The organism is Nonomuraea helvata (genome assembly GCF_039535785.1).
Lineage (GTDB): Bacteria > Actinomycetota > Actinomycetes > Streptosporangiales > Streptosporangiaceae > Nonomuraea > Nonomuraea helvata.
The window spans coordinates 58,117-83,423 of sequence record NZ_BAAAXV010000009.1 but is presented as its reverse complement, the minus strand read 5'-3'; the positions used below and the strand labels follow the sequence as shown (position 1 = coordinate 83,423).

At 71.7% G+C, this 25,307-nt stretch carries 24 protein-coding genes; 15 read left to right on the top strand and 9 right to left on the bottom strand.

The window, feature by feature from the left end; genetic code table 11:
* The first annotated feature begins 43 nt into the window (after positions 1 to 43).
* On the top strand, positions 44 to 874 hold the full coding sequence (locus tag ABD830_RS32945; RefSeq protein ID WP_344996299.1) for an NAD(P)H-binding protein: 831 nt from the start codon (positions 44 to 46) through the stop codon (positions 872 to 874).
* Here ABD830_RS32945 and ggt read toward each other — a convergent pair.
* Positions 871 to 2,592, bottom strand: a complete 1,722-nt coding sequence (gene ggt / locus ABD830_RS32940) for a gamma-glutamyltransferase (protein WP_344996296.1) — start codon at positions 2,590 to 2,592, stop codon at positions 871 to 873. The two genes, ABD830_RS32945 and ggt, sit on opposite strands and share 4 nt — an antisense overlap.
* 94 nt (positions 2,593 to 2,686) lie before the next feature.
* Between ggt and ABD830_RS32935 the strand changes: the two genes are divergently transcribed.
* A complete protein-coding gene (locus tag ABD830_RS32935) occupies positions 2,687 to 3,814 on the top strand; it encodes a sensor histidine kinase (protein ID WP_344996293.1) in 1,128 nt (375 codons plus the stop codon).
* Entirely contained in the window at positions 3,811 to 4,458 is a 648-nt protein-coding gene (locus ABD830_RS32930) for a response regulator (protein WP_344996290.1), read from the top strand. The genes ABD830_RS32935 and ABD830_RS32930 overlap by 4 nt, the downstream gene beginning before the upstream one ends.
* On the opposite strand, the gene ABD830_RS32925 is transcribed toward ABD830_RS32930, so the two are convergent.
* Entirely contained in the window at positions 4,439 to 5,953 is a 1,515-nt protein-coding gene (locus ABD830_RS32925; protein WP_344996287.1) for an FAD-dependent monooxygenase, read from the bottom strand. The genes ABD830_RS32930 and ABD830_RS32925 overlap by 20 nt on opposite strands.
* 52 nt (positions 5,954 to 6,005) lie before the next feature.
* Between ABD830_RS32925 and ABD830_RS32920 the strand changes: the two genes are divergently transcribed.
* The 3 genes from ABD830_RS32920 (at position 6,006) to ABD830_RS32910 (ending at position 7,496) form a co-directional block, all read left to right on the top strand.
* Positions 6,006 to 6,209 carry a helix-turn-helix domain-containing protein gene (locus ABD830_RS32920; protein WP_170223733.1) on the top strand — a complete coding sequence of 68 codons (204 nt, stop codon included), beginning with the start codon at positions 6,006 to 6,008 and terminating at the stop codon, positions 6,207 to 6,209.
* A gap of 10 nt (positions 6,210 to 6,219) precedes the next feature.
* Positions 6,220 to 6,675 (top strand): Clp protease N-terminal domain-containing protein, encoded by a 456-nt coding sequence (locus ABD830_RS32915; RefSeq protein ID WP_344996284.1) that lies wholly within the window; start codon positions 6,220 to 6,222, stop codon positions 6,673 to 6,675.
* Between the two features lie 65 nt (positions 6,676 to 6,740).
* Complete coding sequence (locus tag ABD830_RS32910) at positions 6,741 to 7,496, top strand: class I SAM-dependent methyltransferase (protein ID WP_344996281.1); 756 nt, start codon at positions 6,741 to 6,743, stop codon at positions 7,494 to 7,496.
* Here the strand turns inward: ABD830_RS32910 and ABD830_RS32905 are convergent.
* Entirely contained in the window at positions 7,490 to 8,938 is a 1,449-nt protein-coding gene (locus ABD830_RS32905) for a flavin-containing monooxygenase (RefSeq protein WP_344996278.1), read from the bottom strand. The genes ABD830_RS32910 and ABD830_RS32905 overlap by 7 nt on opposite strands.
* A gap of 163 nt (positions 8,939 to 9,101) precedes the next feature.
* Entirely contained in the window at positions 9,102 to 9,275 is a 174-nt protein-coding gene (locus tag ABD830_RS32900; RefSeq protein ID WP_344996276.1) for a hypothetical protein, read from the bottom strand.
* A 104-nt stretch (positions 9,276 to 9,379) separates the two neighbouring features.
* On the opposite strand from ABD830_RS32900, the gene ABD830_RS32895 reads away from it, so the two are divergent.
* Together ABD830_RS32895 and ABD830_RS32890 are read left to right on the top strand one after the other, a co-directional pair.
* Positions 9,380 to 10,162 (top strand): SURF1 family protein, encoded by a 783-nt coding sequence (locus ABD830_RS32895; protein WP_344996273.1) that lies wholly within the window; start codon positions 9,380 to 9,382, stop codon positions 10,160 to 10,162.
* A gap of 2 nt (positions 10,163 to 10,164) precedes the next feature.
* Positions 10,165 to 10,482, top strand: coding sequence for a DUF3817 domain-containing protein (locus ABD830_RS32890; protein WP_344996270.1), 318 nt, complete (start codon positions 10,165 to 10,167; stop codon positions 10,480 to 10,482).
* 38 nt (positions 10,483 to 10,520) lie between these two features.
* Here the strand turns inward: ABD830_RS32890 and ABD830_RS32885 are convergent, their stop codons facing one another.
* The 3 genes from ABD830_RS32885 to ABD830_RS32875 all read right to left on the bottom strand — a co-directional run bounded on the left by ABD830_RS32885 (position 10,521) and on the right by ABD830_RS32875 (position 12,772).
* On the bottom strand, positions 10,521 to 10,715 hold the full coding sequence (locus ABD830_RS32885; RefSeq protein WP_344996267.1) for a hypothetical protein: 195 nt from the start codon (positions 10,713 to 10,715) through the stop codon (positions 10,521 to 10,523).
* A 104-nt stretch (positions 10,716 to 10,819) separates the two neighbouring features.
* A complete protein-coding gene (locus ABD830_RS32880) occupies positions 10,820 to 11,890 on the bottom strand; it encodes a protein kinase domain-containing protein (RefSeq protein WP_344996264.1) in 1,071 nt (356 codons plus the stop codon).
* Positions 11,891 to 11,917: 27 nt separating this feature from the next.
* Complete coding sequence (locus ABD830_RS32875; protein WP_344996261.1) at positions 11,918 to 12,772, bottom strand: arylamine N-acetyltransferase family protein; 855 nt, start codon at positions 12,770 to 12,772, stop codon at positions 11,918 to 11,920.
* A 72-nt stretch (positions 12,773 to 12,844) separates the two neighbouring features.
* On the opposite strand from ABD830_RS32875, the gene ABD830_RS32870 reads away from it, so the two are divergent.
* Genes ABD830_RS32870 through ABD830_RS32845 form a run of 6 tightly spaced genes read left to right on the top strand, consistent with a single transcriptional unit; the run spans position 12,845 to position 21,284 of the window.
* Entirely contained in the window at positions 12,845 to 13,528 is a 684-nt protein-coding gene (locus ABD830_RS32870) for a response regulator transcription factor (protein ID WP_344996258.1), read from the top strand.
* On the top strand, positions 13,525 to 17,022 hold the full coding sequence (locus ABD830_RS32865) for a DUF4153 domain-containing protein (RefSeq protein ID WP_344996256.1): 3,498 nt from the start codon (positions 13,525 to 13,527) through the stop codon (positions 17,020 to 17,022). Before ABD830_RS32870 ends, ABD830_RS32865 begins: the two co-directional genes overlap by 4 nt.
* A gap of 8 nt (positions 17,023 to 17,030) precedes the next feature.
* Entirely contained in the window at positions 17,031 to 18,572 is a 1,542-nt protein-coding gene (locus ABD830_RS32860) for an N-acyl-D-amino-acid deacylase family protein (protein WP_344996253.1), read from the top strand.
* Positions 18,573 to 18,619: 47 nt separating this feature from the next.
* Positions 18,620 to 19,687 (top strand): alanine racemase, encoded by a 1,068-nt coding sequence (locus ABD830_RS32855; protein WP_344996250.1) that lies wholly within the window; start codon positions 18,620 to 18,622, stop codon positions 19,685 to 19,687.
* A 10-nt stretch (positions 19,688 to 19,697) separates the two neighbouring features.
* Positions 19,698 to 20,078, top strand: coding sequence for a RidA family protein (locus ABD830_RS32850; RefSeq protein ID WP_344996247.1), 381 nt, complete (start codon positions 19,698 to 19,700; stop codon positions 20,076 to 20,078).
* Positions 20,079 to 20,087: 9 nt separating this feature from the next.
* Positions 20,088 to 21,284, top strand: coding sequence for a hypothetical protein (locus ABD830_RS32845; protein ID WP_344996244.1), 1,197 nt, complete (start codon positions 20,088 to 20,090; stop codon positions 21,282 to 21,284).
* Here the strand turns inward: ABD830_RS32845 and ABD830_RS32840 are convergent.
* Both ABD830_RS32840 and ABD830_RS32835 read right to left on the bottom strand, forming a co-directional pair.
* Complete coding sequence (locus ABD830_RS32840) at positions 21,281 to 21,823, bottom strand: TetR/AcrR family transcriptional regulator (RefSeq protein ID WP_344996241.1); 543 nt, start codon at positions 21,821 to 21,823, stop codon at positions 21,281 to 21,283. The two genes, ABD830_RS32845 and ABD830_RS32840, sit on opposite strands and share 4 nt — an antisense overlap.
* 4 nt (positions 21,824 to 21,827) lie before the next feature.
* Positions 21,828 to 22,442, bottom strand: a complete 615-nt coding sequence (locus ABD830_RS32835) for a LysE family translocator (protein WP_344996238.1) — start codon at positions 22,440 to 22,442, stop codon at positions 21,828 to 21,830.
* A gap of 102 nt (positions 22,443 to 22,544) precedes the next feature.
* Between ABD830_RS32835 and ABD830_RS32830 the strand changes: the two genes are divergently transcribed.
* Entirely contained in the window at positions 22,545 to 25,286 is a 2,742-nt protein-coding gene (locus ABD830_RS32830; protein ID WP_344996235.1) for a helix-turn-helix transcriptional regulator, read from the top strand.
* Positions 25,287 to 25,307: the final 21 nt, after the last annotated feature.

Below are 25,307 nucleotides of genomic sequence, written 5' to 3'. Positions count from 1 at the left end.
TGGCAATTGGGGCGGCTCGGGTGTCTGAGCCAGCCTTGGCCGCATGATTCTCGTAACAGGAGCCACAGGGAACGTCGGGCGCCAGGTCGTCCACCAGCTCGTCGGGGCGGGTCACCCCGTACGCGCCATGACCCGTGACCCGTCCTGTGCGGCCCTGCCCCCGGCCGTCGAGGTGGTCAAGGGCGACCACGAAACCATCGACCGGTGCCTGGACGGCGTGGAGTCCGTCTTCCTCATCTGGCCCTTCCACACCGCCGACCTCGCCACCGGCGTGGTCGCCGCGATCAGGCGGCACGCCCGCCGCATCGTCCTGCTCTCCTCGGGAGCGGTACGCGACCAGCCCGACTCGGCCGTCGGCCTGTCGCACAACGAGCTCGAGCAGCGCGTCGAGCAGTCGGGCCTGGCCTGGACCATGCTCTGGCCCAGCACGTTCGCCGCGAACGCGCTCTGGTGGCGCGGCCAGATCCGCTCGGGAGACGTGGTGCGGGGCGGGTTCGGCGCGCTGAAGATGGCCATGCTGCACGAACGCGACATCGCCGCCGTGGCCGTACGGGCGCTGACCTCGGACGGCCACGACGGCACCCGCTACGTGCTGACGGGGCCGGAGGCGCTGACCCAGGTCGAGCAGGTACGGATCATTGGCGACGCGCTCGGGCGCCCGCTGCGCTGGCAGGAACTCAGCCGGGATGAGGAGCGGCAGCGGCTGCTGGCCGACGACGACTTCCCGGACTCGTTCGTGGACGCCCTGCTCGACGGCTATGCGCAGATGCTCGACGGCCCGCCGCCGGTGCTGACGAACACGGTCGAGGAGGTCACCGGACGGCCCGCGCGGTCCTTCGCCGAGTGGGCGAAGGACCACGCGGGAGACTTCTAGGGCTTCACCACCATCGCGCTGCCGCCGCCGCGGCGGACCGGCTCGGCGACGGCCTGGACCCGGCCCCTGCCGACGAACTCCAGCGCGGTGGCCGCGCCGATCTCCGGGTTGAGCGCGAAGCTGTGCCCCTTGGCCTCCAGCTCGGCGCGGTACTTGTCGAGGAACGCCTGCTCTGCCTGTGTCTGTGCGGTGTTGCGCTGCGTGGCGCGGGGCGCGGCGAGCGCGTCGGGCAGGTTCATCCCGAACTCGTACCGGTTGACCAGGATCTGCAGCACGGTCGTGATGATGGTCGAGCCGCCCGGCGACCCGACCGCGAGCACCGGCCTGCCGTGCTCGAACACCAGCGTGGGCGCCATCGACGAGCGCGGACGCTTGCCGGGGCCGGGCAGGTTGGGGTCGCCGGGCGCCGGCCCGAACGTGAAGTCGGTCAGCTCGTTGTTGAGCAGCACGCCGCGCCCCGGCACCACGATGCCGTTGCCACCGGTGGACTCGATCGTCAGGTTGTAGGCGATCACGTTGCCCCACCGGTCGGCGATGACCAGGTGCGTGGTCTCGGGGCCCTCGTCGGCGATCGGGGTCGAGCTGCCGGTGGGCTGGGCGCAGGGCTCGTTCGAGCCGTCCGGGCTGCCGGGCGCCGCCGGGCTGGCGAGCGCCGTGTCACCGATCAGGCAGGCCCGCTCCTTGGCGAAGCCGTCGGACAGCAGCTCCTTGAGCGGCACGCCGGGGATGTCGCCGACGTACTTGCCGCGGTCGGCGAAGGCCAGCCTGGAGGCCTCCAGGTATTCGTGCAGCCCGACCTGAGGCAGCGCCTCGAGGATGTTCAGGGCCTCGCCGACCGTCGAGCCGCCGGAGGACGGCGGCGCCATGCCGTACACGTCCTTGCCGTGGTAGGAGATCTTGGTGGGCTCGCGCTGGAGCGCGCGGTAGGCGCGCAGGTCGGACAGCTCCATCAGGCCCGGCCGGACGTTGCGGGTGCTGCCGGGGGTGACCGGCGGCTGCTTGACGGTGGCCACGATCTCCTTGCCGAGTTGCCCGCCGTACAGCCAGCCGGGGCCGCGCCTGCCGAGCTCGCGGTACGTGGCCGCCAGCTCCGGATTCCTGAACACCGAGCCGACGGGCGGCGGGGCGCCGTTCGGGAGGTAGAGCTTGGCCGTGGAGGTGAAGTCCTTGAACCGGGCCTGGTTCGCGGCGGTCTGGTCGTAGAAGGTCTGGTCCACGACGAAGCCCTTGGAGGCCACGTCGATCGCGGGCTGGAGTGCTTGTTTGAGCGAGATCGTGCCGAATTTCCGTAGGGCCAGGTCCCAGTTCGCGACCGTGCCGGGGATGCCCGCCGACAGGCCGCTGGTGACGCCCTCGTCGAACGGGATGCCCTCGAACGTGGTCGAGGTCATGGCCTGCGGGGCGGTCTCGCGACCGTCGATCGTGAAGACCTTGCGCTGCCTGGCGTCGTAGTACACCATGAAGCCGCCTCCGGCCAGGCCCGCGGAGTACGGCTCCGTGACGCCCAGCACCGCGCCTGCCGCGACGGCGGCGTCCACGGCGTTGCCGCCCCTCCTGAGCACGGAGACGGCGGCCTTGCTGGCATCGAGGTCGACGGTCGCGACGGCACCGCCGTACCCCTCCGCGACCGGGACTTTCTGCTCTGGCTCTGCCAGCACGGGTGGGGCCGACACGAGCGAGACGAGGACTGCTGCTGCAGGGACTAGCACTCGGCGCATGGTCCTTACGATGGCCTACGTACGCCCGTGGCGGTAGGCCCCCCTCACACACAAGGATGATGCGCTGGTCAGGAGGCTGATCTAGCGTAGGGCTGTGCGTAGGAAGTACGGCTTCGACCCCTATCTGGCCCTCATCGTGGCAGCCGCCCAGTTCGTCGTCGGCATGGGCGCGTCCTGGGGGCAGCGGGAAATACCGCGGGTGCCGATCGTCGGCCACCCGTACGCCTTCGCGCTGCTGCTGGTCGGGCCGCTGGCGATCCTGCTGCACCGCCGCTTCCCGCTGCTCACCACCGCCGCCGCACTCGGCGCCTCCGACCTCTTCATGGCCGCCGGCTTTCCCTACGGCCCCAGCTTCATCAGCCCGGGAGTCCTGCTCTTCCTGCTGGTCACGCGGGGCAGGCGGCTGATGGCCTGGATCATGGCGGGGATGACGGTGCTGTCGTTCATCACCTACGCGTGGCTGATCGGCAACCGCGGCCTCTTCCACAGCGTGTGGATCCTGACGTTCATCATGCTGTTCATGGTCGTGGCCGAGCTGGTCAGGATCGTCAGGGAACGCCGGGCCGAGCGCGAGCGCATCGCCGAGGAGGAGGCCAGGCGGCAGGCCAGCGAGGAGCGCCTGACCATGGCGCAGGAGCTGCACGACGTGCTCGCGCACAACATCTCGCTGATCCACGTCCAGGCCTCCACCGGCCTCCACCTCTTCGAGGACAACCCGGAACAGGCCAGGACCGCTCTGTCCACCATCAAGACGGCGTCCAAAGAGGTTCTGGGTGAGTTGCGCTCAGTCCTGAACGTCCTGCGCGAAGGCGCTCCGCGTGCCCCCACGGCCGGGCTCGACCGCCTCGACGACCTGGTCGAGCGCTCGGGCATGGACGTGACGCTCAAGCGTGTCGGCTCGCGCCCGCTGCCGCCGGCGGTGGAGCGGGCCGCGTACCGGATCGTGCAGGAGGCGCTCACCAACGCCGCCAGGCACGCCCCCGGCTCGTCGGTGAACGTGCGGCTGGAGTACGGCGAGCGCGAGCTGGCCATCCGCGTCGCCGACACCGGCGCGACGACCACGCCCGTGCTGTCCGAGGAGGGCAGCGGCAACGGCATCCCCGGCATGCGCGAGCGGGCCTCCGCGCTGGGCGGCACGCTGGTCGCGGGCCCCCTGTCCGTTAACGGGGGCGCCGGTTTCCAGGTCGAGGCCCGGCTGCCACTACCCGAGGAGACTTCATGATCAAGGTGCTGCTGGCCGACGACCAGGCGCTGGTCCGCGCCGGCTTCAAGGCGCTGCTGGACGCCCAGCCGGACATGACCGTGGTGGCCGAGGCGTCCGACGGCGCCGAGGCGGTCCGGCTTTCCGGCGAGCACCAGCCGGACGTGGTGCTCATGGACATCCGCATGCCGGGCACCGACGGCCTGACCGCCACCCGCCAGATGCCGCCGGGGCCGCACATCATCATCCTGACGACGTTCGAGCTGGACGAGTACGTCTTCGAGGCGCTGCGCGGCGGCGCCAGCGGCTTCCTGGTCAAGGACACCGAGCCGGCGGAGCTGATCCAGGCCGTCCGGGTGGTCGCGGCGGGCGAGGCGCTGCTGTCGCCGAGCGTGACGCGCCGCCTGATCGCCGAGTACGCCTCGCGCGCCAAGGAGCCGGTCGCATCCGCCGGGCTCGACCAGCTCACCGAGCGCGAACGCGAGGTGCTCGCCCTGGTCGGGACCGGCATGACGAACGACGAGATCGCGGCCAAGCTGTTCATGTCGCCGGCGACCGCGAAGACGCACGTGAGCCGGACCATGATGAAGCTGCACGCCCGCGACCGCGCCCAGCTCGTGGTCATCGCCTACGAGTCGGGCCTGGTCAAGCCCGGCTGGCTGTGAGTTTGAACCACTCTTCGGCTGCTTGCCTGAGCCCGTCCGCGCCTGCCCAGGCGACGTAGCCGTCGGGGCGGATCAGCAGGGCGTCGGTGGGTGCGTCGTCGGCGCGGGCCCTCACCACGTCGATCCAGTCGTCGTCGAGCACCGCGCCGCAGCCGAGGTCGAGCAGCACGGGCCTGCCCGCGCGCATCAGCTCGGCCAGCCGCCGCCCGTCGGCCAGCGCCAGGTCGGGAGCGAACCGGCCCACCAGCGGGTGCACGGCCTCTGCACCAGACCCGCGGCCTGAGCCGGAGCCGGGGTCCGAGCCGGAGCCGGTGTGCGGGGCGGGAGCCGCGTCGTACCGGACGCCCGAGTCGTGCAGCAGACCGGCGAGGTGGCGCAGTGGCTGCTCGAAGGCGAACACCTCGGTGAGCAGTTCCCGCAGCGCCGCGCCGTCCTCGCCCTCCAGCCGGTCGAGCGCCGACTGCGCGCGGGTCTGCATGAGAGCCCGCTCGGCCACCGGCCGACGCTCGGACTCGTACGTGTCCAGGAGCCCTTCCGGCGCCCGGCCGAGGAGGGTGGCGGCCAGCTTCCAGCCGAGGTTGGCCGCGTCCGTCATGCCCACGTTGAGCGCCGAGCCGCCTGCCGGGAACAGGTGCGCGGCGTCCCCGGCCAGGAACACCCTCCCCGCCCGGTACCGGTCGGCCAGCCTGGCCTGGGAGACCGTGCTCGACAGCCAGACCGGCTCGCCCAGCGGCAGGTCGCGGCCGAGCACCCGCCGCACGGCCGCGCCGAAGTCCTCGGGCGTCACGGGTCCGTCGGGCGGCCCGCCCTTCTCGCGCACACCGGCGATCAGCACGCCGTGCTGGAGCGAGGTGAGCAGCAGGCGACCGTGCGGGGTGCGGTTCCAGCCCGGTTCGAGGCCGTCCAGCTGTGGTGACTCGAACACGCTCACGTCGGCGGCGAAGTGCCCGAGCCGCAGCACCTCAGGGTCGGTCGTGCCGGGGAAGCCGATCCCGGCCGGCTTCCGCACCAGGCTGCGCCCGCCGTCGCAGCCGACCACGTAGCGGGCCCGGACGCGACGGCCGCTTCCGTGGGGCCTGTCCACGAGGTCGAGCGTCACCCCCTCGGCGTCCTGGGTGAGCGAGAGCACCTGGCAGCCTCTCCTGATCTCGGCTCCGAGCTCCACCGCCCGCTCGGCGAGCAGCCTCTCCAGGCGCGGCTGCTGGATCATCAGCAGCCGTAACGGCACGTCCTCGATGCCCGCGAAGCGCAGCGGCACCGAGCCGAACGGGAATCCGGGCGCCCGGCCCGCGAACGGGCTGCCCTCGCTGAAGCGCTCCAGCAGGCCCCGGTGGTCGAGGAGCTCGACGATCTGTCCGCCCAGGCCGTTGGCCCTGGGCAGCTCGCTCGGCTCCGGTCTCTTCTCCAGCACGATCGGGCGGACGCCGGCAAGGCCCAGCTCGCACGCGAGCATGAGCCCCACGGGACCCGCCCCCACAATCAGCACATCTTCCATGCCTGTCAGGCTAGATTGACAATTTCCCGGCTGTCAATCTAGCCTGACAAGCGTGGACGTAACAGAGCTCTCCGAGCGGATCAGGTCGAACGATCCGGCCATGGGGCTGCGGGCGGTGGGCGCGCTGCACCGGCTGGCCGAGCAGGTCGAGGCGGTGTCGGTGGCGCTGGCCAGGGAGCAGGGCTGGACCTGGGAGCAGATCGGCGACGCGCTCGGCATGTCACGGCAGTCGGTACACGCCAAATACGGGAAGTGAGGTTCTCGCGATGTTCGGCTTCGAGAAGAGCAAGTTCGGTGTGATCCTCAAGGGCGCGTTCGAGGAGGCCAGGCAGCGGGGCGACCGCCGGGTGGGCACCGAGCACCTGCTGCTCGGCGCCCTGCACGACGCGGACCTCGCCCGGGCGCTCGGCGTGGACGTGGCAGGCGCGCGGGCCGCGCTCGAGGAGCTCGACCGGGCGGCGCTGCGCATGCTCGGCCTGGAGGTCGGCGACATGCCGCGGACGCCGCGCAAGCACCCGCCGGTCCCGAGCACCGGGCTCACGTCGAGCGCCCGCGCGGTCATCAACCAGGCGATCAAGGGCACGACGATGAAGACCAGGGCGGCCGAGGGGCCGCGGCACCTGGTGCTGACCTTGCTCGCGCAGGGCCGGCCCGACCCGGTGGCGCACCTGATCGACCAACTCGGCATCGACCGCGCCGCGGTGCGCAGCCGCGTCGCCTGACGCTCGCACCGGCCGGGGCGGAAATTCGATTGAAGGCCCGGCAGGACCGCTGACAAGGTCGAAGGATGCGCCGCACGTATGACGACCTTGTCCAGGAGGCAGCCACGGTCTCCGTGGACGGCTGGGACTTCTCCTGGCTCGACGGCCGGGCCAGCGAGGAGCGGCCCTCCTGGGGCTATGCCCGCCTCCTGGGCGAGCGCATGGCCACGGCCGAGGCCGCGCTCGACATCCAGACCGGAGGAGGCGAGGTCCTCGCAGGCCTGCCGAAGCTGCCGCCGGTGGCCGTGGCCACCGAGTCCTGGCCGCCCAACCTCGCGCTCGCCGCGTCCCGGCTGCGACCACGGGGAGCTCGGGTGGTGGCCGACGACGGCGGGTCATGCCTGCCGTTCAGGAGCGGGACCTTCGACCTGGTGAGCAGCCGCCACCCCGTGCGGACGTGGTGGGGTGAGATCGCCCGCGTGCTGCGGTCCGGCGGGGCCTACCTCTCCCAGCAGATCGGCCCCAGGAGCGTCTTCGAGCTGGCCGAGTTCTTCCTGGGGCCGCTGGACGGCTCGGCCCGCGATCCCAGAGCCGCCAAGGAGGAGGCGGAGGCCTCCGGGCTGGAGGTCGTGGACCTGCGGCTCGAGCGGCTGCGGATGGAGTTCCACGACGTCGGGGCGGTGATCTACTTCCTGCGGAAGGTGATCTGGATCGTGCCGGGCTTCTCGGTCGAGCGCTACGCGGACAGGCTGCGCGACCTGCACGACCGGATCGAGCAGGAGGGGCCGTTCGTGGCCCACTCCTCACGGGTCCTCATCGAGGCGAGGCGGCCCGCTCAGTAGATCAGCTCGTACGCCTCCGGCCTCACCCTCCTGGTACGCGCCCAGTACTCGAAGGTGAAGCCCGGCCAGATCGTCCGGTTGACTCCGTGCTCGTCCAGATACCAGGAGGTGCAGCCGCCGGCGTTCCAGACGAGAGGGTCGAGCCGTTCGCGCAGGCGGCGGCCGAACGCCCGCTGCACCTCCGGCTTGACCTCGACGGCCCTGGCCTGGGTCCTGGAGAGCAGGCGCAGGCAGTCGATGACATAGCGGACCTGCGACTCGATCATGAACACGACCGAGTGGTGCCCGAGGCCCGTGTTGGGGCCGAGCAGGAAGAACAGGTTGGGGAAGCCCGCCGTGGTGATGCCGTAGTAGGTCTCGATGCCGTCCTGCCAGGCGTCCTGCAGCTTCAGCCCGCCCCGGCCGACGATGTGCTGGTCCTGGATCGCGTCCACGACCTTGAATCCGGTGCCGTAGACGATCACGTCGACCTCGTGCTCGGCGCCGGCGGCGTCCACGATCGAGTGCGGCCTGATCTCGGTGATCTCATCCGTCACCAGATCGACATTCTCCCTGTTCAAGGCCGGGTAGTAGTCGCTGGAGATGAGGATGCGCTTGCAGCCGATCAGGTAGTCGGGGGTGAGGCGGCGGCGCAGGGCGGGGTCGGGGACCTGGGCTTCGAGGTGCCTGCGGGCCAGTTTCTCGTGGACCTTCATGAGGCGCGGATCGATGGTGAAGCCGAGCGCCCTCGACTCCAGGGCCCAGTAGATGGCGCCGCGCATGGTCCTGGCCAGGCCGGGCGCGCGCAGGATCCGGCGCACGCCCGGCGAGAAGGCGAAGTCGGGCTTGGGGTGGATCCACGGGGGAGTGCGCTGGAAGACTGTCAGGCGGCCCGCGACGGGGGCGATCTGCGGGACGAACTGGATGGCCGAGGCGCCGGTGCCGATGACGGCCACGCGCTTGCCGGTCAGGTCGATCGAGTGGTCCCATTCGGCGGAGTGGAAGGCGGGGCCGGCGAAGGACTCCCGTCCTGAAATTTCGGGAAATTTCGGGATGTGTAGCGCGCCGATGGCCGAGACCACGGCGTTCGTGCGGAACGTCGCGCCGTCGTCCGTGGTGACCGACCAGTCCCGCCGGGCGTCGTCGTATTCGAGGGCGACGACGCGCTCGCCGTAGCGGATGTGCGGGGTCACGCCGTACTTGTCCGCGCACGAGCGCATGTAGTCCCAGATCTCCTCCTGCGGGGAGAACATCCGCGACCAGCCGGGATTCAGCTCGTACGAGTAGGAGTACATGTGCGAGGGGACGTCGCACGCGCAGCCGGGATAGGTGTTGTCGCGCCAGGTGCCGCCCAGTTCGGCGGCCTTCTCGAGGATGACGAAGTCGTGGAAGCCCGCTTCCTTGAGCTTGATGGCCATGCCGATCCCCGCGAACCCGGACCCGATGATCGCCAACCCTGGCATTGGACCTCCCGGGGCGCACGCTTATTGGACGCTAAATCCAATGTAATGAGCGCTTCCCCATAAGGTCCATAGTGAGTCCCGTCACGGTGCCTGCCGTACCCCGGACGGAGGAACGGCAAGAACCCGCCACGGCCCCCGCGGCGGGTCGATCCCGTTGTTTGGGCTACTTCAGCAGGAGGAAGGCGGCGACGCCGAGGATCACGATCACGGCGACGACCGCGATGATGGGCACGAGGGGCGACTTCTTGGGCGGGACAGCGGCTTCCTGCTCGCGGCGCTGCGCGAAAGCCTTGAACTGCTGGGTGTTGCCCGCCGGGTCGATATGCTGGTCAGACATGGCCAGCAGCCTAGCGTGAGAGGCTGTTCCGTTTGCGTCGTTTGGCGGGATCAATAGGGCGGGCTGATTAGGGGACCGCCCCACCCGGCGGATAGCTTTGAGGCATGCTCAGGACCCTGCTCTCGCCCCGTGTCATGGTGTTGCACCTGCTCACGGCAGTGGTCCTGGTGGCGTTCATCCTGCTCGGGCGCTGGCAGCTCGGCGTTTTCCAGGACTCCGGCAGGCCGCACGCCTCCACGGATCCGGGCCCCGTCGCGGTCGGCACGCTCGCCCAGGTGGGCCCGCAGCTCAGCGGCGAGGTCGTGGGCCGCAGGGTCACGGCCGAGGGCGTCTACGAGCCGGACCGGCAGCTCCTGATCGCCGACCGGCGGGCCGACGTCGACGCTCCGGGCGGCAACGTCTCGCGTGACCGCGGCTACTGGGTGCTCACGCCGCTCAGGCTCGACGACGGCACGCTCATGCCGGTCGTACGGGGTTGGACGGCCAAGGCCGATGACCCGGCGGTCGCCGCGGTGCCGCAGGGCCGGGTCACGGTGCCCGGACGGCTGCGGCCGCAGCAGGGCACCGACAGCGTGCAGCGGCGCGCGGAAGGGCTGCCCGCCGGCCAGGTGCAGACGGTGTCCACGGGTGAGCTGGTCAACTTGTGGAGCGGTCAGAAGGTGCGCACCGGCTATGTCGTGGCGCAGCCGCCGTCGGGCTCGTTGGCGCAGGTCAAGGTCCAGCCGCCGGTGGTGGGTGGCACGCTGACCTGGCGTAACCTGGCGTATGCCGCCAACTGGTGGATCTTCGCCGGGTTCGCCGTGTTCATGTGGTTCCACTTCGTACGCGACGCCGTACGAAACGATCGGGACCGTGCAAAGTCCCCTGAGATGGCTCTGGAAGGTTAATCGTGGAATCGGCTCTGAAGCCCTTCCGGGTGCTCGCGTACGTGGTGGGCGTCATGCTGCTCGTGCTCTGCGTGGCCATGGTGATCCGTTACGGCTTCGACAACCCGGCGATGTCGAAGGTCGTCGCCCCCATCCACGGCGGGCTCTACATGATCTACCTGGTCACGGTCATGAACCTGGGCATGAAGGCGCGCTGGTCGTGGCCGTACATGCTCGGCGTCATGGTCGGGGGCACGGTGCCGTTCCTGTCGTTCTATGTCGAGCGCAAGGTGACCCAGCGCGTGCTGGGGGCTCAGGAGGCGGCGACCGCGGAGGCCTGAGCGCGGCGGGAGCCCGGCGAGGCCCCCGCCGCCGGGGCTCAGCGGCCGATGCCGCGCCTGCGGGCCCTCTTGAGCCGCTCGCGCTGCGACGGGTCGAGCATCAGGTAGCCGACCACCGGGGCGGCGACCACACCGAGGATGACCAGCAGGGTGACCCATCCGGCCCCGAAGAAGATCAGCGAGAGCAGGACCGCGGCGCCTGCGCCGATGGCGTACTTCTGGACTGGCGACATACTCAACTTCCTCCGAACACGGAGCGCACGCCCCGCCTCTCCCACATTCTGCGTCGCCTGACCAACGAGTGAACCCCTCGTCTTGGTTCCGCTCGCGATGTATCTCAATCTTTACGCGGCTGCCGTACCGACTCGAGGTCGTGGCGGAGCTCGTCCGGAGTGGGACGTTCCAACGGATCGCCGGACAGCAGGCGGAACAGGACGGGAGCGAGCGCACCGGCCCTGGCCAGCGGCGCGCCGGGCGCGGGCGGCACGCCCTCGACGGCGGTGAAGAGCGTGGCGCCCAGTGACCACAGGTCGGCGGCCATGGTGGGAGCGGCTTCAGGGGCCGTGTAGGCCGGCAGGGTTCCGGACCTCAGCAGCGGGATCAGCCGCGCCCGGCCCTGGGCGTCGATGAGGACGTTGCCCGGCTGCACCCCGCCGTGGAACGTGTCCGCCGCCTGGAGCTGGTCGATCAGGGAGAGCCCGATCGCGGCCACCTCGGGGACCGGCAGCGGGCCGGCCGTCGCGATCATCACGTCCAGCGGGCGGTCCACGGCCACGAGGTGCAGGGTCTCGCGTATCACGTCGAGCGGCGGCGGGCCCGACGGGTGGAGCATGGCTCTGACCAGGGATCTGAGCGGGTCCGCGCCCTCCGCGGGCACCTGTCCCGGCGGGCGGCCCTCCACCGCGAAGTGCAGCGTGGCGGCCAGGGACCACAGGTCGGCGGAGGGCAGCATGCTGAGGCTGGGGAAGCCGAAGCCGGTCAGCACCGCGCGACCGGTCGGGATGAGCAGGACGTTGCCCGGCTCGACGCGCCCGTGCACGATCCCGGCCTCGTGCGCGACCGTCAGGGCCGCGAGGAGGCAGACGCCCACCCGGGCCGCCTGCGCCACCGGCAGCGGGCGTCGCGAGCGTACGGTGTGCTCCAGCGACGCCCCTGACACGAACTCCATGACCAGCCACGGCGTGCGGTCCTCGATCACCACGTCCAGCACCCGCACGATCGAGGCGTGCCGCAGCCCGGACGCCCTGCGCGCCTCCTGCAGCGCGACGTCGCGCAGCTCGGTCGGGACCCGCAGCTCCCGGACCGCGACGTCACGGTGCTCCGACTCGTCGAAGGCCAGGCGGACGGAGCCTGTGCCCAGGTGGTTCAGCAGCCGGTAGCGGCCGGCCAACTTCCTGGTCTCACCCATGTCGAGGTGCACGATAGCGCACGTTCGTCACGATGGGTCACCGGCCAGCCAGGCCTCATGCGCGTCGTTCACCTTGCGCCAGAGTTTCTCCTTCTCCTCGGCGCTCACGTCGTCGAGCGGCAGCAGGAAGATGTCCGCCAGCGCCGCGAAGTAGTCCGGCGCGCCGTCCAGGGTGACCGAGTGGGCGCTGCCGCCGAGCCGGCTCAGCACGAGCCCGCGCAGGACGTCCGCGCCGTACGCGTCACGTCGCAGGATCGCGGCCGTGCGGACGAAGCCGGATGTCGGTGACGTGGTCAGCTGCCGGTGCATCTCGACGAACGCCGACATGTCCGTGGGTGCCGGGTCGAAGTCCATGCCCTGGAACGAGCCGGCCGGATCATGCTCGAACCGCCAGCCGCCCGGCGCGAGCTCCGACGGGCGGAGGGCGAACTCGAACGGACCCTGCCGGTACGCACCCGCCACCAGCGGGAGCGGCGCGTGGAGCGCGTCGCCGAGCCCGACGTCGACCAGCCACTCTCCGCCGGGATTCTCCTCCGACGGAAGGCCGCGCACGGTGAGCACCAGGTGGTTGGCGGTGATGCCGGGCTCGGCGCCGCGGTTCTGGACGCCGCCGACGTGCCGGGTCACGTCGTACCCCAGCGCCCTGAGCAGCTCGGAGAACGCGCCGTTGAGGTGGTAGCAGTATCCGCCGCGCCCGCGGATGATGCGCTCCGCCGACTCGACGGGATCGACGGTGGTGGTGCGGCCGAGCCAGATCTCCAGCGCCTCGTACGAGACCTTCTCGATGTGCGCTACGTGGAGGGCCCGCAGGTTGTCCGCGCTGGTGGGGGCGTGGAGGAGGTGGGACAGGCCGAGGCGGCTGAGGTATCCGGCGGTGTTCACGAGGCAAGTCTGCACTGTTTGTGCACAGATTTAGGAGTGTCGTCTGCACAGGGCGCTTCTAGGCTTTCGTACGTGGCAGAGCAGCGACGCATCCTCGTGGTCGAGGACGATGTGACGATCGCGCTGGCCGTACGGAACCGGCTGGCCGCCGAGGGCTTCGACGTCAGGGTGGCCGGTGACGGGCAGGACGCCCTGATCCAGTACGGCAGGGCGGACCCCGACCTGGTGATCCTCGACCGGCTGCTGCCGGGGCTCGACGGGCTGGAGGTGTGCCGGCGGATGCAGGCGGCCAGGCCGGTGCCCGTGCTCATGCTGACCGCGCTCGGTGAGGAGACCGACGTGCTGGTCGGGCTCGGGGTGGGGGCCGACGACTACTTGGCCAAGCCGTTCAGCATGCGCGAGCTCGTGGCCAGGATCCACGCGCTGCTGCGCAGGGTCGAACGGGCCGCCCAGCTCGCGGCCGAGGACACGGTGATCAGGGTGGGCGAGGTGGAGATCGACACCGCGGCCCGCCGGGTGTTCGTGGGAGGCGCGGAGGCGCAGCTCACCAGGACCGAGTTCGACCTGCTGCGCCGGTTGGCCGAGCGGCCCGGGCAGGTCTTCGAGCGTGACCGGCTGCTGTCGGACGTGTGGGGCTTCTCGGAGGCCGCGGCGACCAGGACCGTGGACAGCCACGTACGGGCGCTGCGCCGCAAGCTGGGCTCCGACGTGGTGCGCACGGTGCACGGCGTCGGTTACGCGCTGGTCCGCCGATGAGGCCGCTCGACTTCCTCGGCCGGATCAAGGTCAAGCTCGGCATCGTGATCGTGCTGGCCGTGGGGACCGCTTTCGTGGTGAACGAGGTGGGGCTCAACTCGGGCCTGTCCCGCGAGGTGCGCATCGCGGTCGCCGTGGTCCTGGCGTTGATCATGGTGCAGGTGCTGGCCATGGGGATGACCAAGCCCCTGCGCCAGATGGCCAGCGCCGCCCAGACGATCGCCAAGGGCCTGTACGGGCTCCGCGTGACCGCCACGTCCCGCGACGAGGTCGGGGAGCTGGCCAGGGCGTTCAACGCGATGGCCGCCGACCTCGGCGAGGTGGACCGGCAGCGGCGCGAGCTCATCGCGAACGTCAGCCACGAGCTCCGCACCCCCATCACCGGCCTGCGCGCGGTCCTGGAGAACGTCGTGGACGGCGTCTCCGCCCCCGACCCCGTCACCATGCGGACCGCGCTCTCCCAGACCGAGCGCCTCGGCCGCCTCGTGGCCCAGCTGCTGGACCTGTCGCGGCTGGACTCCGGCGTGCGGCTGATCGAGCCCGAGGCGATCGAGCTGGCGCCGCTGCTCGAGCAGGCGGTCCTCGAGGCGTCGCTGGCCCGCGAGGACGTCGCTATCCGGCCGTCGGCACCCGCCGACCTGGTGGTGCGCGCCGACCCGGACCTGCTCGCCCAGGTCCTGGCCAACCTCCTCGACAACGCGGTACGGCACAGCCCGCCGGACGGGATGGTCACCGTGAGCGCCACCTCTGAAGGGGACGGGGTCCGGCTGACGGTCGCGGACCGGGGGCCGGGGATCCCGGTCTCGGCCCGGGCGCGCGTGTTCGAGCGCTTCTCCCGGCTGGACACGGGACGGGCGGCCGACTCCGGGGGCGCCGGGCTGGGGCTGGCCATCGTGAAGGAGATCGTCGAGCTGCACGGGGGTTCCATTCGTATCGACGACGGTGCGGGGTGCCGCATGGTCGTCGACTTACCAGGGAGGACGACGATGGCGGACGTGCCGTTAGAGGGCGAGCGGGGCACGGGGGACGCCTCGTCCACGGCTGCGGCGACGGGGGACGCGTCGGTCGGGGCGGCCCCGGTTTCGGGTTCTCTCGCGACCGATGCGGTGGCGGGCAACGTGGTCGCCGGGGGCGATGTGGCGGCGCACACGGGGACCGGCGAGGTGGAGCTCGCATCCGGTGGCGGCGACGTGTCACAGGGCAGTGGCGTGTCACAGGGCAGTGGCGTGTCACAGGGCAGTGGCGTGTCACAGGGCAGTGGCGTGTCCCAAGGCAGTGGTGTGGCGCCGGGGCAGGCGGCGGGCGGTGACGCGGCTGCCGGGCTCGCGGCTCTCACGGCCTTGGCGACGGCGAGCGAGCCCGGCATCGACACGCTCGGCGTCACGCCGAGCGGCGGCGTCGTGGTGGCGGAACCCGCGCTCGGCAGCGGCGCGGCGGGTGTCGCGTCGAGGAACGGCGCCGTGGTGCCGCCGCCTGCACGCGGCGGGTTCGCCAGGATGATCGCCGGCGGCATCATCGGCCTGCTGATCGGGTTCCTGGTCGGCCTGTTCGCCGCCGTTTTCGTCAGTGTGACCTTCGGCGACGGGCTGGCACTGGCCACGCTCATCCTGTCCATCGCGTTCATGGGCGCGGTCGGCGTGGCGCTGGGCGCCGGTTCGGGACGCCGCGCCGCCTACCAGGCGGCGCAGGTCGCGGCTTATCAGTCAATGGCCCACGGCACGGGTTACCCGTCGGCGAACCAAGGGGCGGGTGGCCCCGTTCCCCAGGCCGCGCAGGCGGGTGGTCCCTCGGCCCAGAGCGGCCCTTCAGGGCAGGCGCAGGCACACGGCGCCGGTCCCGGTTTCTCGGCGCAGCAGGTGGGAGGTCCCGTGGCACATGCCCAGGGCGGCGGTCCTTCGGGGCAGGCTCAGGCCGGCGGCCCGGCGCACAGTCAGGCGGGTCAGGCGGGCCAGGCGGCGCACGGTCCGGCAAGTCAGGCGGCGCAGGGGCCGTACCGGCAGCAGGCCGGACCGCCCCCGTACGTGCCCCCGCCGCTCTTCCCCAGGCCCCAACTCCCCGAGCCGCCCCGCTGGCTGCTGCCCGCGGCGGCCGGGGCGGGGGTGTTCGCGGCGGTGGCGCTGCCGGACGCGCAGGTCGGGCTGGGGATCGTGCTGGTCTCCATGGTGCTGGGGGCGGCGGCGCTGCCCGCCGTGATACGGCGGATGACGCCGTGGACGGTGGCCTTCGGGGTGACGGCGTACTTCCTGATCTCCATGGCGGCGGTGCGCGACGCCGACTGGCTGGTCGCGATCCTGCTCGTGGCGGGGGCCGGGCTGGGCGCGCTGGCCGTGTCGGGAGCCGGGGCCGGTTGGCTCGGCGTGATCAGGGGCGGTGTGTCCGTGCTGCTCGCCGCCCTGGGCCCGGTGGCGTGGTTCCTGGCGGAGCCGTTCAAGCGGATGTCGCCCAAGCGGCGCGTCATGCCGGCGCTGGCCACGCTGGGCATCACCGCGGTGCTGCTTCTGGTGTTCGGGCTGCTGTTCGCGTCGGCGGACGCGGTCTTCGCCTCCTTCCTGGAGCGGCTGACCACCGCGCCGGACTGGGCGGACTCGGCGCCGCTGCGGATCTTCCTGTTCGTGCTGTTCGCCGTGGTGCTGGCCGCCGTGGTGCTGGTCGCGCTCAGGCCCGTGGTCGACCCGGTGGGGCCCGACACGAAGTTCAGGGTGAGCAGGAGTGTCTGGATGGTGCCGCTCACGGCGGTGAACCTGCTGTTCGCCTCTTTCGTGGCGGTCCAGATCACCGCGCTGTTCGGTGGCAACGCCTGGGTGCTGAAGACGGCCGGGCTGACCTACGCCGAATATGCCAGGCAGGGGTTCTTCCAGCTCGTGGTGGTCAGCGTGTTCGTGCTGGGCATCGTGGCGGTCGCCGCCGGGCTGCTCAAGGTGGAGCGGCGCGAGCGCCTGCTGCTGGCGGTGCTGCTCGGCGTGCTGTGCGGGCTGACCATGGTGGTGCTGGCCTCGGCCCTGCACCGCATGAGCCTCTACACCGACGCCTACGGCCTGTCCAGGCTGCGCCTGTCCGTGCAGGCCACGGTGTGGTGGCTGGGCGCGCTGTTCGCGCTGGTGCTGCTGGCCGGTGCGGCCCGGCTCCTGGGCCGCGGCTCCGGCTGGCTCCCGCGTACGGTCGTGCTCGTCACCGGGCTGAGCCTGGGCGCGTTCGCCCTCGTGAACCCCGACCTGCAGGTCGCCCGCACGCAGGTCGAGGTGCGCGGCGTCACCAAGATGGACTCCGACTACCTGGGCGACCTCGGCGCGGAGGCGGTGCCGGCCCTGGACAGGCTGCCCGAGCCGCAGCGCAGTTGCGTGCTCGGCGACGTGATCGCGGCCAACGGGCTCGACCGTCCCGACCCCTGGAACGGCTGGAACGTGGACCGGGCCCGCGCCCGCGACGTGCTGGCCGCCCGGCCCATCGACAAGTACGCGCAATGCGCCCCGGCGTACTCGCGCGGCTCTGATTGAATCTTGGAGTGAGCTTCGACGTAGTCATCAGCGGCGGCCGGGTGCTCGACGGCACGGGCGCCCCGCCGTACCGGGCGGATGTGGCGGTCGCGGGCGGCAGGATCGCGGCGGTCGGGAGGCTCGACGGCGCGCAGGCGGAGGCCGTGATCGACGCGACGGGGCGGTTCGTCGCGCCCGGCTTCGTGGACTGCCACGCCCACGGGGACGCGGCCGTGTTCGACCCGGGGGTGCAGCGGGCGGCGCTCCGGCAGGGCGTGACCACGTTCGTGCTCGGGCAGGACGGTCTGTCCTTCGCCCCCGGCTCCGCCGCGACCGTCGCCTACGCCGCCCGGTACTTCGCCGCCGTCAACGGCCCGCTGCCAGGGAGCGTCCCGTCCGATGGGCCGTTGACCGTGGGGGAGCTGCTCGACGGCTACGACCGCGCCGTGGCGCTGAACACCGCCTACCTCCTCCCGCACGGCACCATCCGCTACGACGTCATGGGGCCCTCATCCGATCGGCCTGCCGGCGAAGACCTGGCGGCCATGCTGCGGCAGGTCGAGCGGGGCCTGTCCGAAGGTGCGGCCGGACTGTCCAGCGGGCTCGAATACCTCCCGGGCCGCTACGCCACCGCCGAGGAGCTGGCCGCCCTGTGCGCCCCGCTCGGCGCGCTCCCGTACGTCACCCACATGCGGGCCTACGGCGCGCGGGCAAGCGTGGGCATGGCCGAGGTCATGGACATCGCCGAGCGCTCGGGAGCCGCCGTCCACGTCTCCCACCTGCACGGCCCCGCGGACGTGCTGCTGCCGCTGGTCGAGGAGGCGCTCGGCAAGGGAGTGGACCTCACCTTCGACACCTACCCCTACCTGCGCGGCAACACCATCCTGGCCATGGTCGTGCTCCCGGACTCCGTGCCGGGCGCCGAGACGGACCGGGCGCTGGAGATGATCGCGTCCGACGAGCTGGACGGCTGGTGGCCGTCGCTGGAGGACACCTGGCCGCGGCTGACCGTCTCGCACGCGCCCGGGCTGGAGTGGGCCGAGGGCCTGACCATGGTCGCGGCGGCCGAGCGGGACGGGGTGACGCCCGCCGAGTTCTGCCGCCGCCTCCTGACGGAGACGCGGCTGGAGGCCGGGGTCGTGTCCGCCCGGCCCGACGAGGGGCCGGAGGGAGAGCAGTCGGTACGCCGGATGCTGCGGCACCCCTCGCACACCGGCGGCTCCGACGGCATCTATGTGGGCGGTCATCCGCATCCGCGCGGTTTCGGGGCGTTCGCCAGGTTCCTCGGCCGGCACGTGCGGGAGCTGGCGGACTGGACCTGGGAGCAGGCCGCGGTGCACCTGGCTTCGCACCCGGCCAGGCGCTTCGGGCTGGCGGACCGGGGGCTGGTGCGGAACGGGTTCGCGGCCGACGTGGTGGTGTTCGACCCGGCGACCGTGGAGGACCGGGCGACGTACGAGGCTCCGCGCACGCTCGCGGCCGGGATCGACGACGTGCTCGTGTCAGGGGTACGCGTGCTGGCCGGGGGAGAGCTCACCGGGGCGACTCCGGGACGTGCGCTGCGCCCCTAGATCGGAGACCGCCTGAGATAGGGTCGGACGCGGACGAAAGGGGTGTCGTGCTCGGGCAGCAGGTCTTCGCAGGTGGGCTCGACCTCCCCCTCATGGTGGTGCGCCGGGAGGCGCTGGCGCACAACGTCGCCACGATGGCGGCCTTCGTCCGCGACCACGGGATGGAGCTGGCGCCGCACGCCAAGACGCACATGTCCGCTGAGATCGCCGCACTTCAGCTCGAAGCGGGCGCCTGGGGTCTCACGGTCGCGACGCCGCGGCAGGCGCGGGCGGTCCGAGGGTTCGGGGCTGGCCGGATCATGGTGGCCAACCAGATCGTGGATCCGGCGGGGCTCACCTGGGCGGCCGGCGAGCTGGAGCGTGATCCCGGGTTCGAGTTCCTGAGCTTCGTCGACTCCCGGGCCGGGGCGGACATTCTCGCTCGGCATGCCGCATCCAGGCCGTTCCGGGTGCTGGTGGAGCTGGGGCACGAAGGCGGACGAGCCGGGTGCCGGTCGCTGGACCAGCTGCTGGAGCTGGCGTCGTACGTGCAGACGGTTCCGAACGTCGAGCTGGCCGGGGTGGCGGGCTACGAGGGCGCGCTGAAGACCGCCGACGATGTCCGGAAATATCTTGACTTGTTGCAGCAGGCCGTCGAGTACGTCCGCGTCAGGAACCCGATCCTGACCGTCGGCGGCAGCCAGTGGTTCGACGTGATCGGCCGGGAACTCGTCGCCACGCAGGCGAGGATCCTGCTGCGCAGCGGCGCGTACGTCTCCCACGATGACGGCTACTACCGCGAGCGCACCCCGTTCAACCGCATCGACGGAGAGCTGCGGCCGGCGCTGGAGGTGTGGGCGCACGTGCTGTCCACGCCCGAGCCGGGGCTGGCGATCGTGGGCATGGGCAAGCGGGACGCCCCGTACGACGAGGGGCTGCCCATCCCGCGCCGCGACGGCGTCACGATCGTGAAGATGCAGGACCAGCACACCGTCGTACGCGCCGACGGGCTCGAGCCCGGCGACCTGCTGGCGTTCGGCATCTCCCATCCCTGCACCGCGTTCGACAAGTGGCGCGTGCTGCCCCTGGTTGATCGGGACTACCGTGTCGTAGGCACCATTACCACCAGTTTCTAGGGAGTCATCGGTGAAAAAGGAGCTCAGGACCAGCGAAGGCGCTGCCCCGATCGGCGCCTATTCGCAGGGTCTGGTGGTCGGCGACTTCGTCTACACCTCCGGGATGGGCCCCCTCGACCCGCAGACCGGTGAGATCGTCGGCGACGACGTCGCCACCCAGACGCACCAGGTCATGCGTAACCTCGGCGCCATCCTGGCCGCCCACGGGCTCGGCTTCGACGACGTGGTCAAGTCCACGGTCCACCTGCAGCACCTGGAGCGCGACTTCGCCGCCTACAACGAGGTTTACCGGTCCTATTTCAGCCGGCCGTACCCCACTCGCACCACCGTAGGATCGCAGCTGTTGGGCATCCTGGTGGAGATCGACTTCGTCGCTCACAAGAGCGCTTAAGGTCTGCTTGTGGACAGTTCGGTGTACGTCTTCGTCGAGGACCTGCGCGGCGAGGGCGTCGAGCGGGTGCTCGACAGGATCAGCGCGTACGGCGTCAACGGCATCACCGTCGGAGCCGTGCACCACGCCTCCCGCGACGTCACCCCGCACGGACTGTCCCGGCTGACCATCCGCCACGACGGGGCCCACTTCGTCCCGCCGCCCGATCTGTTCGCCGGACTCCGCCTTTCTCCCGTGCCCGGCTACCTGAACGCTTTCGACGGGCTTCGCGAGGCGTGTGCGAAGCGGTCCATGAAGCTCCACGGATGGACGGTGTTCCTGCGCAACGCGACGCTCGGCACGGAGCATCCGGACGTGACCGTACGCGACTGCTTCGGCGACCGCGGCTCGCTCACCGACCTGTGCCCCGCCCACCCCGACGTGCGCGAGTACGCGGTCGCGCTGGCCAGAGCGGTGGCGCGGCTCGGGGCCGACAGCGTGGTGGCCGAGTCGCTGCATTTCAGGCCGCTCAAGCCGCAGCGCTCGTTCGTGCCGCTCGGGCCGATGGACACGTACCTGTTCGGGCTCTGCTTCTGCGACTACTGCATGCGCCGCGCCACCGACCTGGGCGTGAACGCCGAGGTGGCGCGGGACGAGTGCGCCAGGATCGTGGGCGGCGTCCTCGACGGCGACCCGCCCGCGCAGGGCGAGGTGACCAGGGCGGCGCTGACCGCGTACGCGGGGCCCGACGTCGTCGCCTACGCCAGGGCCCGGTCAGAGACCGTCACCACGCTGGTGTCGGAGGTGGCGTCGGCGGTGGCCGACGAGGGGTCCAAGCTGGTGTTCATCGACGCGACCGGCGCGGTCAAGGGCTACCGGGACGGGCTGCCCACGCCAGGGCTCGCCGCCCATGACGCCTGGCAGCTCGGGGTCGATCTGGTGGCGCTCGGAGATCTCGTGCCCGCGTTCGGAGTGCTCGCGTACGCGCGGGACGCGGCCCGGGTGGCCGACGACGTGGGGGCCTACCTGCGGTCGGTGGGCAAGGACCGGGAGGTGCGGGCCGTGCTGCGGCCCGGCCACCCGGACAGCGACTCGACGGACCGGTTGGTCGCCAAGGCACGGGGGGCGAAGGCGGCGGGGGCGCTCGCCGTCGACTTCTACGCGTACGGACTGGTGCCGCACCCCGTACTGGACCGCATCCCAGCTGCTTTGTCGGAAGCGGGTTAGACGACGCCGTCGAGCAGCGCCGAGACAGCCTGATGGGGGAAGTCATCGGCGATGTGCAGGCCCCTGAAGACCGCCCGCATCCACACGGCCCCGGCCAGCAGGTCGACGATCAGCATGGGGTCGGCCGACTCCTTGAGCTCGCCGCGCCGTACCGCACGCTCGAAGATCTCCCGCTCCCTCGCGAACCGGTCGGCGAAGAAGCGCCGGGCGTCCAGCTCGGGGTGGCGGACGGCGGCGGCGAGCGCGGCGACGGCGATGTCGCTGGCCGGCGGCTCGGTGAGCAGCCGCTTGACGCCCTCGACCAGCGCGACCAGGTCACCGCGCAGGCTCCCCGTGTCGGGCGCCTCGAACCCCAGCACGTCGGCCGCCACCAGCGCCGCCCCCAGCAGCGCGGCCTTCGACGGCCACCAGCGGTAGATCGTGGTCTTGTTGACGCCCGACAGCTCGGCGACCCCCTCGACGGTCAGCCCGTCGTAGCCCTTCTCGGCCACGAGCCGCAACGTCGCGTCGAAGATCTCCTGCTGCTTCCTGGGCGCCATGGGGTCATTTTCTCCCGGCGAACGCCGTGGCCACCCCGAGCCCCAGGTAGACGATGCCGCTGACGTACCTGAGCGTCCTGGTCCTGGCGGTGAGCCGGGCGCCGAGCGCGCCGGCGGTGCACGCGTACACGATGTCCGAGATCAGCCCCAGGAGCAGCAGCGTCAGGCCGAACAGCACGACCTGGAGCGCGGGCGAGCCCGCGGCCGGGTCGACGAACTGCGGCAGGAACGCCAGGAAGAACAGCGCCACCTTGGGATTCAGCACGTTCACCAGCACGCCTTCGAGGAAGACCTTCCTCAGCGGCTGCGGGGGCGGCGTGCCGCCCTCCACCTGCTTGCCGGTGAACGCGCGTATGCCCAGGTAGAGGAGGTACGCGACGCCGGCCCACTTCACGATCGCGAACAGCGTGGCCGACCGAGCGATCACGTACGAGAGGCCCGCGGCGGCGGCCGCGATGTGCACGAGCGTGCCGGCCTCCACGCCGAACGCGCTGGCCAGGCCCGCCGCTCGTCCCTGGGCAACGCCCCTGGCGGTGATGTAGAGGTGGTTCGGGCCTGGGATGATGACCAGGGCGAGGGAGGCCGTCACGAAGAGCGCGAAAGTGGTTGGGTGGATCACAAGACAGCAGCGTAAAATACCTTTGGTATGTCGATGAGGGCCAATCTTGGGCGAGTTTCCTGAACCAATGGAATGTCAGTAGAGCGTGGGATGGTTGCCGCCATGAATGGGCTTCTCGTCGGGCGCTCTGCTGAGCTGGCCGGACTCGTGCGGGTGCTGCAATCCGCCGCCGAGGGCGTGGCCGGCGTCGCGCTCGTCGGTGGGGACGCCGGCATCGGCAAGACCCGGCTGACGGCCGAGCTCGTCTCGGAGGCCCGCGAGCGCGGCTTCCACGTGCTGGTCGGCCAGTGTGCCGAGCTGGGCGACTCGCTGCCGTACCTGCCGCTGGCCGACGCGCTGCGCGGCGCGGAGCCGGTCGTGCGCGAGGCCGCCGCCGCCCATCCCATGCTGGGCCAGCTGCTGCCGGGCATGCAGAGCGCCCCCTCGACCGGGCTCACGCAGCAGCGGCTGTTCGGCTCGCTGCTCGGGCTGCTGGCCGATGTCCAGCCCGTGCTGTTCGTGATCGAGGACCTGCACTGGGCCGACCGGTCCACCCGCGATCTGCTGGTCTTCCTCAGCCGCATGGTGCAGAGCGAGCAGGTCTGCGTGGTCGGCACGTACCGCACCGACGACCTCCACCGCCGTCACCCGCTCCGCTCCGTGCTGGCCGAGCTGAAGCGGCTGCCCACGGTGATGGGCGTCGAGCTGGGGCCGCTGGCCTCCGGCGACATGTCCGACTATGTGGCCACATTGGGCGAGATGGGCGCTCAGGAGCTCGACCTGATCGTGGCCCGCGCCGACGGCAATCCCTTCTACGCCGAAGAGCTGTTCGCGGCCGTGGCCGAGGGCGACAGCCTGCCCGACGGGCTGGCCAGCCTGCTCATGACCAGGGTCGAGGTGCTGTCCGAGTCGGGGCAGCGGGTGCTGCGGGCCGCCGCCGTGGCGGGGCGGCGGGTGGAGGACGAGCTGCTGCGAGAGGTGTCGGGGCTGCCGCTGGCGGAGTTCGAGGACGCGGTCAGGGAGATCGTCTCGCGTGGGCTGCTCAGGGTCGACGGCTACGGCTACACCTTCCGCCACGCGCTGCTCCAGGAGGCCGTCTACACCGACCTGCTGCCCGGCGAGCGCACGCGGCTGCATGCCGCCTTCGCCCGCCTGCTGACCTCACCCGCCGAGCTGGCCTACCACCACCTCGCCAGTCACGACCTGACCGGGGCGCTGTCGGCGTCGGCCGAGGCGGGCCGCCTGGCCGAGCGGCTCGGGGCCCCCGCCGAGGCGCACAGCCACTACGACCGCGCGCTCGGCCTCTGGGAGCGGGTCGAAGGGGCCGCCGCCTTGGTGGGGGAGACCCGGGAGCGGCTGGCGTTCCGCAGCGCCGTCATGGCGGCCGACAGCGGCGACAACCATCGCGCGATCGTCCAGCTCAGAGCTCTGCCGCCGACGTCCGAGGTCAGCGAGCGGCTCGCCTACTACCTGTACGAGGCCGAGGACCAGCCGGGCGCCATCGCGGCGGCGGAGCGCGCGGTCGAGAGCGCGGAGGATCAGGCGGCGCTCGCCCGCGCCCTGGCCACCCACGCCCGGACGCTGCTCTGGAGCGACCGCCACCGTGACGTCGAGGCCGTGACCGCGCGGGCGCTGGAGACCGCCCGCGCCGCCGGGGTCAGAGACGCCGAGGCGGGCGCGCTGCTCACGCTGGCCACCTATGTGGAGCTCCGCGGTGACCGGGACAAGGCACACGAGCTGATCGAGGCCGCCTCCACCGAGGGCAGCGGCGACCTGGCGATGGACCTGCGCGCCCGCTTCCACCACGCCCGCATCCACTACGAGCAGGGCCTGCTCGCCGAGGCCGCCGAGGTGGCCGACGCCGGCATCCGCGTGGCGTTCGAGAACGGGCTCAATTGGAGCAACTACGGCACCGATCTGCGGTTCCTGCGGTTCCTGATCCACTACGTGGCCGGCGAGTGGGACCAGGCCGAGGCGGTCGCGTCCGGGTTCGGCGCGCGGGTGGGCACGCTGCCGGAGGCGATCCTGTCGTCGTTCGCGCTCTTCATCGAGGTGGCGCGGGATCTGCCCGCGGTCGGCGAGCGGCTGAGCCGGCTGCGGCCGTTCTGGTACAGCGAGCTGGCCGCGTACATGTCCCGGGGTCTGGCCGCCGAGCACGCGCTCTGGCACGGCGACCCCGCGACGGCGCTCGACCATGTGCGGGCGGTCATGGCCCCGATGGTCAACGGCGAGGCGAGCGCGCTCCGGATGGCCGCCATCGGGCTGTGGGCGCTGGCCGAGCTGGGCACGACCGAGGGCGCCGACGACCTCCGCGCCCGCGCCCGCCGCGCCGTCGACTCCGGGCCCATCGTCGGGCCCGGTGCCCTCGGGCCCGAGGGGCGGGCCTGGGCGCTGCGCGTGGAGGCGGAGTGGCACCGCGTGCACGGGCGGCTCGACGTGGAGCTGTGGCGCCAGGTGGTGGAGGCGTTCGACTTCGGGTTCGTCTACGAGGTGGCGCGGGCCCGGTGGCGGCTGGCCGAGGCGCTGCTGGCGGCCGGCGACCGTGAGGGGGCGCAGGCGGAGTGGGACCTGGCCCGGGAGACGGCGGCGAAGCTGCGGGCGGCGCCGCTGGAGAACGCGCTGGCGGAGTTGGGGCGGCGGGCCAGGTTCGGCGGTGGCGGGCAGGGTGACGGCGGGTTGACGGCTCGGGAGATCGAGGTGCTGCGGCTGGTCGCCGAGGGGCTGACCAACCGGGAGATCGCGGAGCGGCTGTTCATCGCCCAGAAGACGGTCAGCGTCCACGTGTCCAACATCCTGGGGAAGCTGGAGGTCTCCACCCGCACGCAGGCGGCCGCGGCCGGGCGGCAGCGGGGGCTGCTGGCCTGACCTCGCTGCCGCCCTCCTGGG

What these genes read in the sequence shown, in the direction of transcription:
- ABD830_RS32945 (WP_344996299.1), top strand. Translation starts at nt 44, where the DNA reads ATGATTCTCGTAACAGGAGCCACAGGGAACGTCGGGCGCCAGGTCGTC.
- ggt (WP_344996296.1), bottom strand. Translation starts at nt 2,592, where the DNA reads ATGCGCCGAGTGCTAGTCCCTGCAGCAGCAGTCCTCGTCTCGCTCGTG.
- ABD830_RS32930 (WP_344996290.1), top strand. Translation starts at nt 3,811, where the DNA reads ATGATCAAGGTGCTGCTGGCCGACGACCAGGCGCTGGTCCGCGCCGGC.
- ABD830_RS32925 (WP_344996287.1), bottom strand. Translation starts at nt 5,953, where the DNA reads ATGGAAGATGTGCTGATTGTGGGGGCGGGTCCCGTGGGGCTCATGCTC.
- ABD830_RS32915 (WP_344996284.1), top strand. Translation starts at nt 6,220, where the DNA reads ATGTTCGGCTTCGAGAAGAGCAAGTTCGGTGTGATCCTCAAGGGCGCG.
- ABD830_RS32910 (WP_344996281.1), top strand. Translation starts at nt 6,741, where the DNA reads ATGCGCCGCACGTATGACGACCTTGTCCAGGAGGCAGCCACGGTCTCC.
- ABD830_RS32905 (WP_344996278.1), bottom strand. Translation starts at nt 8,938, where the DNA reads ATGCCAGGGTTGGCGATCATCGGGTCCGGGTTCGCGGGGATCGGCATG.
- ABD830_RS32900 (WP_344996276.1), bottom strand. Translation starts at nt 9,275, where the DNA reads ATGTCTGACCAGCATATCGACCCGGCGGGCAACACCCAGCAGTTCAAG.
- ABD830_RS32895 (WP_344996273.1), top strand. Translation starts at nt 9,380, where the DNA reads ATGCTCAGGACCCTGCTCTCGCCCCGTGTCATGGTGTTGCACCTGCTC.
- ABD830_RS32885 (WP_344996267.1), bottom strand. Translation starts at nt 10,715, where the DNA reads ATGTCGCCAGTCCAGAAGTACGCCATCGGCGCAGGCGCCGCGGTCCTG.
- ABD830_RS32880 (WP_344996264.1), bottom strand. Translation starts at nt 11,890, where the DNA reads ATGGGTGAGACCAGGAAGTTGGCCGGCCGCTACCGGCTGCTGAACCAC.
- ABD830_RS32865 (WP_344996256.1), top strand. Translation starts at nt 13,525, where the DNA reads ATGAGGCCGCTCGACTTCCTCGGCCGGATCAAGGTCAAGCTCGGCATC.
- ABD830_RS32840 (WP_344996241.1), bottom strand. Translation starts at nt 21,823, where the DNA reads ATGGCGCCCAGGAAGCAGCAGGAGATCTTCGACGCGACGTTGCGGCTC.
- ABD830_RS32830 (WP_344996235.1), top strand. Translation starts at nt 22,545, where the DNA reads ATGAATGGGCTTCTCGTCGGGCGCTCTGCTGAGCTGGCCGGACTCGTG.